The 10,779-nt window shown below is 64.9% G+C and carries 9 protein-coding genes; 8 read left to right on the top strand and 1 reads right to left on the bottom strand.

The genetic code is table 11. The features are described from left to right. From trpD to lexA, 5 genes are all read left to right on the top strand, one after another. The coding region (trpD, locus tag CN311_RS15260; protein ID WP_097574619.1) for an anthranilate phosphoribosyltransferase at positions 1–642 on the top strand (642 nt) is incomplete at its 5' end. Positions 643–647: 5 nt separating this feature from the next. Continuing rightward, on the top strand, positions 648–1,460 hold the full coding sequence (trpC, locus tag CN311_RS15255) for an indole-3-glycerol phosphate synthase TrpC (protein WP_097574618.1): 813 nt from the start codon (positions 648–650) through the stop codon (positions 1,458–1,460). 1 nt (position 1,461) lies between these two features. Further along, complete coding sequence (gene moaC, locus CN311_RS15250; RefSeq protein WP_097574617.1) at positions 1,462–1,944, top strand: cyclic pyranopterin monophosphate synthase MoaC; 483 nt, start codon at positions 1,462–1,464, stop codon at positions 1,942–1,944. After that, complete coding sequence (locus tag CN311_RS15245; RefSeq protein WP_097574616.1) at positions 1,944–3,149, top strand: molybdopterin molybdotransferase MoeA; 1,206 nt, start codon at positions 1,944–1,946, stop codon at positions 3,147–3,149. The genes moaC and CN311_RS15245 overlap by 1 nt, the downstream gene beginning before the upstream one ends. 106 nt (positions 3,150–3,255) lie before the next feature. Continuing rightward, the gene (gene lexA, locus CN311_RS15240) at positions 3,256–4,008 is read left to right on the top strand and encodes a transcriptional repressor LexA (RefSeq protein WP_097574615.1); all 753 of its coding nucleotides are present in this window, start codon (positions 3,256–3,258) and stop codon (positions 4,006–4,008) included. On the opposite strand, the gene CN311_RS15235 is transcribed toward lexA, so the two are convergent. Next, the gene (locus CN311_RS15235) at positions 4,002–6,467 is read right to left on the bottom strand and encodes a ComEC/Rec2 family competence protein (protein WP_097574614.1); all 2,466 of its coding nucleotides are present in this window, start codon (positions 6,465–6,467) and stop codon (positions 4,002–4,004) included. The two genes, lexA and CN311_RS15235, sit on opposite strands and share 7 nt — an antisense overlap. Positions 6,468–6,664: 197 nt before the next feature. Between CN311_RS15235 and CN311_RS32575 the strand changes: the two genes are divergently transcribed. The 3 genes from CN311_RS32575 to gltX all read left to right on the top strand — a co-directional run bounded on the left by CN311_RS32575 (position 6,665) and on the right by gltX (position 10,677). After that, positions 6,665–6,838: a hypothetical protein gene (locus CN311_RS32575; RefSeq protein ID WP_165779713.1), complete on the top strand. Its 174-nt coding sequence runs from the start codon at positions 6,665–6,667 to the stop codon at positions 6,836–6,838. Between the two features lie 367 nt (positions 6,839–7,205). Continuing rightward, a complete protein-coding gene (locus CN311_RS15230; RefSeq protein WP_097574621.1) occupies positions 7,206–8,951 on the top strand; it encodes an adenylate/guanylate cyclase domain-containing protein in 1,746 nt (581 codons plus the stop codon). A gap of 301 nt (positions 8,952–9,252) precedes the next feature. After that, a complete protein-coding gene (gene gltX, locus CN311_RS15225; RefSeq protein WP_097574613.1) occupies positions 9,253–10,677 on the top strand; it encodes a glutamate--tRNA ligase in 1,425 nt (474 codons plus the stop codon). Positions 10,678–10,779 lie beyond the last annotated feature (102 nt).

Raw genomic sequence — 10,779 nt, 5'->3', positions numbered from 1 at the left:
GTGCTGACCGCTCTCGGCGTCAAGATCGACATCCCGCCGGAAACAATCGGGCGCTGCATCCATGAGGCAGGCGTCGGCTTCATGTTCGCGCCGGCGCATCATCCGGCGATGAAGCATGTCGGCCCGACCCGTGTCGAGCTCGGTACGCGCACCATCTTCAACCTGCTTGGCCCGCTGTCCAACCCGGCCGGCGTCAGCAGGCAGATGGTCGGCGTCTTCCTGCCGGAGTGGATCATGCCGGTGGCCGAGACATTGAAGGCGTTGGGCGCCGACCATGCCTGGGTCGCCCATGGCGACGGCTATGACGAGATCACCACCACCGGCGAGACCCAAGTGGCCGAATTGGTCGGCGGCGAGATCCGCAGCTTTACGCTGACCCCGGAAGCCGTTGGGCTGAAGCGCCACACCAAGGATGAGCTGCGCGGCGGCGACGCCGCCTACAACGCCAAGGCCATGCGCGACATGCTGGGCGGCGCTGCCGGCGCCTATCGCGACACGGTGCTGATGAATGCCGGCGCCGGGCTGGTGGTGGCGGGCAAGGCAACCACGCTGGCCGACGGCATGGCGAGTGCCGCGCAAGCCATCGACAGCGGCCGGGCGCTGAAGGTGCTCGACAGGCTGGTCGCGATTTCGAACGGATAGTGGGAATGGCTGATATCCTGCGCAAGATCGAGGCCTACAAGCGCGACGAGATCGCCGCGGCGAAGGCGCGTGTGCCGCTGGCCGAGATCAAGGCGCGGGCGAAGGATGCCGATGCGCCGCGCGGCTTTCTCGCGGCGCTTGAGGCCAGGCGCAAATCCGGGGCTTTCGCGCTGATCGCCGAGATCAAGAAGGCGAGCCCTTCAAAGGGCCTGATCCGCGCCGACTTCGACCCGCCGGCGCTGGCCAAGGCCTATGCGGCAGGTGGTGCTGCCTGCCTTTCCGTGTTGACCGACGCGCCGTCCTTCCAGGGCGCGCCCGGATTTCTCACCAAGGCACGCGCAGCCGTTGATTTGCCGGCACTCCGCAAGGATTTTCTGTTCGATCCGTACCAGGTTTACGAGGCGCGTGCCTGGGGCGCGGATGCCATCCTCGTCATCATGGCCAGCGTCGATGACGGCGTGGCGAGCGAACTCGAAGCGACGGCCTTTGAACTCGGCATGGATGCGCTGGTCGAAGTGCATGACGAAGCTGAGATGGAACGCTCCCTGAAACTGTCGTCGCGGCTGATCGGCATCAACAACCGCAACCTCAGGACGTTCGAAACCAGCATCGAGACCTCGGAGCGGCTGGCCGCGATGGTGCCGGCCGATCGCCTGCTGGTCAGCGAGAGCGGTATCTTTTCACATGACGACTGCCGCAGGCTGGAAAAGAGCGGCATCGGCACTTTCCTTGTCGGCGAGAGCCTGATGCGGCAACAGGACGTGGCCGCTGCGACGCGCCTGCTTTTGACCGGCAAGGCACCGGCTGAGGCAATCTGAGATGACAGCCGCCCTCACCCATCTTGGCGCCCAAGGCGAAGCCAATATGGTCGATGTCGGTGACAAGGTGGAGACGACGCGCACGGCGGTCGCCGAAGGCTTTGTCTCGATGCGGCCGCAAACACTGGAAATGATCCTGGCGGGCAACGCCAAGAAGGGCGACGTGCTCGGCACCGCACGCATCGCCGGCATCATGGCGGCCAAGAAGACGCATGAGCTGGTCCCACTTTGCCATCCGCTGCTGCTGACGAAAGTTTCTGTCGACATCGAGCCGGACCATTCGCTGCCAGGCCTGAAGGTCACGGCGCTGGCCCGCGTCACCGGCAAGACCGGTGTCGAGATGGAGGCACTGACTGCGGCCTCGGTCGCTTGCCTGACGATCTACGACATGGCCAAGGCGGTTGACCGGGCCATGGTGATCTCCGGCATCAGGCTGGTGGAAAAGACCGGCGGCAAGTCCGGCGACTACAAGGCAGGTTCTTAATGGCGCTGGTCCCGGTGACGGAGGCGCTCGAACGCCTCCTTGACGGCGCAACAGTGCTGCCAGGCGAAAGCGTTGCGCTGATGGACGCTGCTGACCGGGTTTTGGCCGAGCCCGTGGTGGCACTCCGCACCCAGCCGCCCTTCAATGCCTCGGCCATGGACGGCTATGCCGTGCGGGCCGCCGACGTCGCATCCGTACCCGCCAGACTTTCGGTGATCGGCATGGCGCCGGCCGGTCGTGGCTTCGAAGGCACTGTCGGTCCGGCGCAGGCCGTGCGTATTTTTACCGGAGCGCCGCTTCCCTCTGGCGCCGACACCATCGTCATCCAGGAGAATGCCAGGAATCTCGGCGGCGGCGACATCGAGGTGATCGAGCCGACCGTGGAAGGACGCAATATCCGCCGTCTGGGGCTCGACTTCTCCAAGGGCGACGTCCTGCTGGAGAAAGGCCGTCTGCTCGATCCGGCGGCTTTGTCGCTGGCGGCGTCGGCCAATCACCCCCGTGTCAGCGTGGTGAAACGGCCGCTGGTCGCCATCATCGCCACCGGCGACGAATTGCTGCCGCCGGGAAGCGAGCTCGGGCCCGACCAGATCATCTCGTCCAATGCCTATGGCGTTGCCGCCGCAGCCCGGTCGGTCGGCGCAAAGGCCCTCGACCTCGGCATCGCCGCGGATCGCAAGGAAGCGATCGCCACTTTGGTGAAAAAGGCGGTCGCGGCCGGCGCGGACGTCATCGTCACGCTCGGCGGGGCTTCGGTCGGCGATCACGACCTCGTCCATGACGTGTTGACCGGCGAAGGCATGACGCTCGATTTCTGGAAGATCGCCATGCGCCCCGGCAAGCCGCTGATGTTCGGGCGGCTGGGTGATGTCAGATGCATCGGCCTGCCCGGCAACCCGGTGGCGAGCCTCGTCTGCACGCAGCTCTTCCTGAAGCCGCTGCTGGCGCGGCTCGGCGGGCGTTCGTACCGGCAGGACATACGCGAGGCGCGGCTCGGCGCTGCTATGCCGGCGAACGATCTCAGGCAGGATTATGTGCGCACCGTGGTGACCGAAGAAGCCGGCACACTCACGGCCACGCCGTTCGGCATCCAGGATTCCTCGATGCTCAGAATGCTGGCCGACGCCAATGCGCTGATCGTGCGTGAGCCCTTCGCTTCCGCCGCCGCCGCAGGCGCTGCCTGCAGCGTGCTGATGCTACGCTGAACAAAACGTCAACACATTCATTAAACTTTAAACGGTTGCGGAACACAACTGGAACAGATAGTGTTTGTTCTGGGTTTGTTTTTTCCGATTCTGTTTGGGGGCCGCGATGCTGACACGCAAACAACATGAACTGCTTATGTTCATCCACGAAAGGCTGAAGGAAAGCGGCATTCCGCCCTCATTCGATGAGATGAAGGAAGCGCTCGATCTCGCCTCCAAATCCGGAATCCATCGGCTGATCACTGCGCTTGAGGAACGCGGCTTCATTCGCCGGCTGCCGAATCGCGCTCGAGCGCTGGAGGTGCTGCGTCTTCCCGACTCGATTGCCCCTGGCCTCAATGCGGCGCGCAAATTCTCGCCAAGCGTCATTCAGGGCAGCCTTGGCCAAAACAATTCCGGGCAGGGCAACCTCGGACGGCAGATCAAGCCGGCGCTATCCCGAATGGCTTCTGCCGGCAACAATGACGACGCCGTTGCCGCGGTGTCCATTCCGGTGATGGGCCGCATCGCCGCCGGCGTGCCGATCGACGCCATCCAGCACCAGACGCACTCCATCTCGGTACCGCCGGACATGATTACAGGCGGCGCGCACTACGCGCTCGAGGTCAAGGGCGATTCGATGATCGAGGCCGGCATTTTCGACGGCGACACGGTCATCATCCGCAATGCCGACACCGCCCAGCCTGGCGAGATCGTCGTGGCGCTGGTCGACGAGGAAGAAGCGACGCTGAAGCGGTTCCGCCGCAAGGGCGCTTCGATCGCGCTCGAAGCCGCCAACCCTGCCTATGAGACGCGCATTTTCGGACCGGATCGGGTCAAGGTGCAAGGCAAGCTCGTCGGTTTGATCCGGCGTTACTGAACCACAGGCTGCCTGGGTTTCTCGGGCTTGCGGTATGGCGGCAGCCCCCTCGCCTCGCGCGAAAACTTTCGCTGGGTATGCCAGGGCCGATATGGCGCTTCGACGGCGAAGCGGATTTCTGCACGCATGGTCGCCGATTGCGGGTTGAAGAAGATGGCGGCACTGCCGGCGCGGGCAAGCTGCCGTTTGGTGACGACAAGGATCAGCGGATTGCGGCAGGGATCGTAGGTGGTGGCATCGTCGATGACGATCAGATCGGCAAAGGCGCAGGCTGGCCGGGCGGTCTTGCGGTCGTCGGCGAGCGCGACGATAGCACCCGACGGATGCCGGGCTATGCACAGGCCTTCTGTGCAGTAGAAAGGCGCACCGGGCGGCAGCTGGGCTGGATCGGTTATGTCAAACTGCACGTCGCCCTTCTCGAAGGTCTCCGGCTCGACGATGGTTTCGGACACCAGCGCATGCTTCCAGTTGTCGGTGGTGAACACGTTCGAACGCACCCGGTTGAGGGCAAGTTCGCCGTTCCCGATCGGCAGCGCCACCAGATGCCCGTCCTCCGAGATCAGGACGTCGGGCGTGCGTGTGTGGGAAATCGTCAGCAGTCCGGCGAGCGCGAAAGGGAGCGCCGCGAGCCGTAGCCGGGTTGTCGCCATGGTCGCTATGACAAGGGCGATCGTCACCAGCAGGACGGACTGACGCGAAATCAGCCCGACCGCATCGATTGGCGAGCGCTGCGATATCCAGCCGGACAGGGCAATCATCGCCGTCAGCCCCTTGCCCATCACATAGAGGAACGGGCCGTCGGCGCCGAACGGCATCGCCAGCGCGCTGAGGACCGCGAAAGGCATGACCACCAGCGAGACGATCGGCATGACGGCCAGGTTGGCGAACAGGCTGAGCGGCGAGACGCGCTGGAAGTGCCATATGGCGAAAAGCGCGGTGGCGCCGCCGGCGATGATGGATGTCATGGCGAGGCCACCCATCGCAGCCAGGAATTTTCGCGTGACGAAGCCAGGCAGCGATCGTCGTGGCGGTGGCGTGGTGATCCTGCCTGCACGGTAATCGGACCAGCCGGCATAGGCGCCGACGAGCGCGGCGGTCGCGGCAAACGACATCTGGAAGCTCGGGCCGACCACCTCGTGCGGCGACACCAGGATGACGGCAATCGCCGAAATCGCCAGATTGCGCATGGTGAGTGCTGCCCGGTCGAACAGCACCGCGGTCAGCATCACCGCCAGCATGATGAAACTGCGCTCGGCCGCAACGACGACGCCTGAAATGACGAGGTAGGCCGCGATCGAGAAGAGCGCGGCTGCGGCCGCATATTTCTTGATCGGCCGGCGCGATGAGAAATCGGGAAACAGCGCAAAGGCGCCGCGCAGCAGCGCCATCACCGTACCCGCGACCAGCGCCATGTGCAGCCCCGAGATGGAGATGATGTGGTAGATGCCGGTGCGCCGCATCGCCTCGTTGATCGCTTCGGGAATGCCGGCGCGCACGCCGACGATCAGGGCAGCCGCGATCTCGCCCTCGGCGCCGCCGACTTGATCGCGAATATGGTCCGCGATGCTCTCGCGTGCGTTCTCGACCGCCGACGAAAGGCGTGCGGCAAGCGGGGCGACATCAAGCGGCTTGCCATCCGTGCGGACAAGTTTCGGCGTGCCCAGGAAAAAACCGCTGGCGCCGATGCCGGCGAAATAGCTTTCAAAGGAGAAATCATAGCTGTCCGGCCGCACCGGGCCGGTTGGCGGCAGCAGCCTGGCATAGCCGGTCACCAAGGATCCGGCGCTCATGCCGGCCGGTATTTTCGACGCCGAAATGCGAACCCGTTGCGGGGCATAGCGCAGCGTCGGCCGGGCAGTCGAGATCACGTCGATGGTCAGCCGGACGCGGCCATTCGCCATCTGGTCGAGGCTGACGACACGGCCGGTCAGCCGCGTCGGGATTTCCGAACCGAGCATCGGCGTTGCGACGCGCCAGGTCTCGACCTTGGCGGCGAGCACGCCGAGCGCGCACAACAGCGCCGCCACGAAGCACAGATGCGTCTTGCGCCATGACCGCGAGACGGCCGCGCACAAAGCCATCAGGACCACGACGGCGATGGGTTGCCCAAAGCCCGGTTCCACGGCAAGCGAGAAATAGAAGATCACCCCGATTGCGAGGAAAACCGGCACCAGCAGGAAGGCGATGCCCCGGTCGATTTCCAGGCTGGCCGCCGAGACCACGGCGTTGCGAATGCTGGATGGCGAAAGGCGGCGAAACTGCCTGCCAAGGCGGGCCGCGGTGCTGACAGTCGGGACTGGTGCCGTCGACGGGCCATGTGACGGCAAGGGTGGGATATCGACGCGCGGTGGCGAAGCCGGCGCCGGCAGAACGGGAACCGATGCGGCAAACAACAACCGTTCGCTGACGCCGCTGACTGCGTCCTCGCTCTCGTTCGTGCCCCGGCCTCGTCCAGCCATCGGGTCTGCCCCTTGCGCCCTTGACCTCCTATGCTACATGAACGCGCAACGCGCGAAAGTCCGCGCAATCACATCCGCACCTGCGCCTGCCCTGGGTCCCTTCCTTCAGCGATGGCTTTCGGCGACAAGGTAACCCGCCGTAATTTCGGCGTCGATTTGCGATCCTCGGCCGGCTTCAATCTAACGACACCAGAGCCGTGCCGGATAAGATCCGGCGCGGACAAAGCGAAACTGAAAAAAAAGACACTGCATCCCTTGTTCACCCGAGCATCGACGTCTTTTTTTGGGGTCCGCTTCGTCTCGTCGATGGGAACGAGCAAGTAGCGCCGCTTTCCGACCTCATCACCTCTAAGCGCGAACGTCTGGTGTGATGCCCGATGCGCGCTGGTGGGGCATCCCGCTGTTACATCGCGGTGACAAAAGCACCGCCACGGTGGCGTCACCCGGTTACCAAGGGCAGGAAATATCTCCGGCCTTCTGGGAGTGGTGTGTGTCAGCGTCCCCAGAGGCTGCGTGGGCGTGTCGCCGGTTGGCTGTTAGCGCGACGACTGGATCGCTCCACGCCTCGCAAGCGGGATAGCGAAATCTCGAGAAGGCAAGGTCAAGCTGCGTTCTCCGTTCTGAATCGGCGACGGGCGGCAGCTGGGAGAGATGGATGCCATGCAGGTTGGGCGTTTGGAAGTTGGCGGGGCATGGGTGCAAGGCAGCCCGCGTGCACCCGCCTGGCCGGGCGGTGCAATGACTGCGCAGCGCCGCCTCGCAGCGATCCTGGCTTGCGACGTGGTCGGCTATTCGCGGCTGATGGAGCGCGACGAGCGCGGCACGCTCGAGCGGCTCAAGACATACCGCAAGGACCTCCTCGAACCACTGGTCTCCGAGCATCAGGGCCGGATCGTCAAGCTCACCGGCGACGGCATGCTGTGCGAGTTCGCGAGCGTCGTCAACGCGGTGACCTCGGCGATGTCGATCCAGCAGGCTTTGGCAGAACACGAGGCGGAGACGCCCGAGGAGGAGCGGATTCGCTTCCGCATCGGCATCAATCTCGGCGACGTGGTCTGCGAGGAGGACGGCGACCTCTACGGCGACGGTGTCAACATCGCCGTCCGCCTCGAAAGCATCGCCGATCCCGGCGCTGTGGTTGTCTCGGGCACCGCCTACGACCACCTTCAGGGCAAGCTCGACGGCGGCTTCACGCCGCTTGGCGACCTGCGCCTCAAGAACATCGAGCGGCCTGTGCGCGCCTATCGCGTCGAGACCGACGCCAGCGTCTCGGTGGCTGCACCGCCTCCCCTGCCCGCGAAACCCTCGATCGCGGTTCTGCCTTTCACCAACATGAGCGGCGACCCCGACCAGGAATACTTCGCCGACGGACTGGTGGAGGACATCATCACGGGATTGAGTCGGGTGAACTCCTTCTTCGTGATCGCCCGCAACTCGTCCTTCACCTACAAGGGCCGAGCGGTGGACCTGCGCCAGGTCGGGCGCGAGTTGGGCGTCCGCTACGTGCTCGAAGGTAGCATCCGCAGAGCAGGATCTCGGGTGCGTATCAGTGGGCAGCTGGTGGACGCGATCAGTGGGCACCATGTCTGGACCGACCGCTTCGAGGGCGACGTGAGCGACATCTTCGACCTGCAGGACAAGGTGACCGAGAGCGTCGTCGGTGCGGTCGAGCCGAGCATCAGGCTCGAGGAGATCAAGCAAGCGCGCATGAAGCCGACCGACTACATCGGTGCCTACGACCTCTACCTTCGTGCGCTGCCGCGCTTCTACAGTATGACGCGCGACGGCTTCGCCGACGTGCGTGGGCTGACCAATGAGGCGCTCAGCATCGACCCGGGATTCACCCTGGCGAAGGCACTCGGCGCCTATATTCGCAGCCTGTCCGTGAGTCAGTGCTGGCACGAGCCCGACGATACCCGCGTCGCCGTGCGCATGGCCCGCGAGGTGCTGGCGGACGCGCGAGACGACCCGACAAGCTTGCGTTTCGCCGCGCAGGTGATCGCCTACAGCGCCAAGGATTACGAGACGGCGCTGGACACGATCGAACGGTCCCTGCTCATCAACCCCAATTCGGCGCAGGGCTATACGGGCAGCGGCTGGGTGAACGCCCATTCCGGCCGCCCCCTCGTCGCGATCGAGCATTTCCACAGGGCAATGCGGCTGAGCCCGGTCGACCCCGAGAAGGGCATTGCGCTCTCCGGCATCGGGATGAGCTACCTGATGCTCGAACGCTACGAGGAGGCGCTGGCTTGGGGAGAACGAGCGCTGCGCGAGATGCCGAATTACGGCTCCTCGCACAGGGTGGTGATCATGGCACTCGTCAAACTCAATCGGCTGGATGAAGCGCAGGCGGCGGCGCGGCGGCTGATGGAGGCGTTCCCGACCTACACGCTCGGCCTGCAGAGGCAGATCAACCCGTGGCGGGACAAGGTGTTCGCCGAGCGCTACGTCGAGGCGCTGGGTATTGCCGGCGTGCCGGAGTGATCGTCGCGTTTGCAAAGACGCCCTCTCCTGCGCGTCACGTCCGGTCAGGCCACGTCCCTTGACCCGACGTCACTTCCGGAAGGATAGCTCTCTGGCCGGCTTGTCCGAGGACTGAGCGCGTAGCGAGTTCTACTGTATTGGCTGACGCCGCTGACTGCGTCCTCGCCCTCGTCCGCACCCCGGCCTCGTCCAGCCATCGGGTCTGCCCCTTGCGCCCTTGACCTCCTATGCTACATGAACGCGCAACGCGCGAAAGTCCGCGCAATCACATCCGCTCCTGCGTGTTCGCCCCGAGAGTTTCATGCCCGACAAAGTCGTCACCCGTTTTGCGCCCTCGCCCACCGGCTACCTGCACATTGGCGGGGCGCGGACGGCGCTGTTCAACTGGCTGTATTCGAAGCATACCGGCGGTGTGATGCTGCTGCGCATCGAGGACACCGACCGCGAGCGGTCGACGGATGCGGCGACAGCGGCCATTCTCGACGGGCTTTCATGGCTCGGCCTCACCTGGGACGGCGAGCCTGTCTCGCAGTTCGAGCGCGCGCCGCGCCATCGCGAGGTGGCCGAGGAGCTGGTGCGCATGGGCAAGGCCTACTATTGCTACGCGACGCCGGCAGAGCTCGAGGCGATGCGCGAGGCGGCCCGGGCCAAGGGGCTCCCTCCCCGCTATGACGGCCGCTGGCGCGACCGCGACCCGTCGGAGGCGCCGGCCGGCGCCAAGGGCGCCATCCGCATCAAGGCGCCGACCGAGGGCGAGACGGTGGTGCACGACCGCGTGCAGGGCGAGGTGCGCTTTCCCAACAAGGATCTCGACGATTTCATCATTCTGCGCTCGGACGGCAATCCGACCTATATGCATGCCGTCGTCGTCGACGACCATGACATGGGCGTCACCCACATCATCCGCGGCGACGACCATCTGACCAACGCCGCCCGCCAGACTGTGATCTACCGTGCCATGGGCTGGGACGTGCCGTCGATGTCGCATATCCCGCTGATCCATGGCGCCGACGGCGCCAAGCTGTCGAAGCGGCACGGTGCGCTCGGCGTCGAGGCCTATCGCGCCATGGGCTATCTGCCCGAGGCGCTGCTGAACTATCTGGCGCGGCTGGGCTGGAGCCATGGCGACGACGAGGTGATGTCGATCAAGGACATGATCGCCTGGTTCGATATCGGTGACGTCAACAAGGGTGCGGCGCGTTTCGACTTCGCCAAGCTCGAGGCTTTGAACGGCGTGCACATGCGCCGCATGAGCGACGCCGACCTATTCGAGATCTTCATCGCCACGCTGCCCTATCTCGAAGGTGGTCCGGCGATCGCCGAGCGTCTCGACGACCGGCGCAAGGCGCAGTTGCTTGCCGCCTTGCCGGGCCTGAAGGAGCGTGCCAAGACCCTGGTGGAACTTGTCGACGGTGCTGGCTTCCTGTTCACCGAGCGGCCGCTGCCGATCGACGAGAAGGCCGCAGCACTGCTCGCTGGCGAGGCGCGCGACGTCTTGCGCGGCGCCCGCGACGCGCTGAAGGCGGTTTCAGTCGACTGGACCGCCGCAGCGGCCGAAGCGGCGATCCGCGACTATGCGCTGGCCGGCGGCTATAAACTGGGCACTGTGGCTCAACCGTTGCGGGCAGCGCTTACCGGTAAAAGCACCTCGCCCGGCGTGTTCGACGTACTTGCCGTGCTCGGCCGCGAGGAGAGCTTGGCGCGTATAGCGGATCAAATCGATTAGGAGCAAACTGGCCCAAGAAGATTGGCATTGAAAGGCGCGTTTCGCAGTGCAACATTAGACTTGGCCCAATCTGGCACGCACCCCTCCATAATGCGGTGGCGA

Origin of the sequence: Mesorhizobium sanjuanii, from assembly GCF_002529485.1 — a bacterium.
Taxonomy (GTDB): domain Bacteria; phylum Pseudomonadota; class Alphaproteobacteria; order Rhizobiales; family Rhizobiaceae; genus Mesorhizobium; species Mesorhizobium sanjuanii.
The sequence above is the reverse complement of the archived record's forward strand: the minus strand, read 5'-3'. Positions and strand labels throughout refer to the sequence as shown.

Coding starts and splice junctions, on each gene's coding strand:
- moaC (WP_097574617.1), top strand. CDS start 1,462: ATGACAGCCGCCCTCACCCATCTTGGCGCCCAAGGCGAAGCCAATATG.
- trpC (WP_097574618.1), top strand. CDS start 648: ATGGCTGATATCCTGCGCAAGATCGAGGCCTACAAGCGCGACGAGATC.
- CN311_RS15230 (WP_097574621.1), top strand. CDS start 7,206: ATGACTGCGCAGCGCCGCCTCGCAGCGATCCTGGCTTGCGACGTGGTC.
- gltX (WP_097574613.1), top strand. CDS start 9,253: ATGCCCGACAAAGTCGTCACCCGTTTTGCGCCCTCGCCCACCGGCTAC.
- CN311_RS15235 (WP_097574614.1), bottom strand. CDS start 6,467: ATGGCTGGACGAGGCCGGGGCACGAACGAGAGCGAGGACGCAGTCAGC.
- CN311_RS15245 (WP_097574616.1), top strand. CDS start 1,944: ATGGCGCTGGTCCCGGTGACGGAGGCGCTCGAACGCCTCCTTGACGGC.
- lexA (WP_097574615.1), top strand. CDS start 3,256: ATGCTGACACGCAAACAACATGAACTGCTTATGTTCATCCACGAAAGG.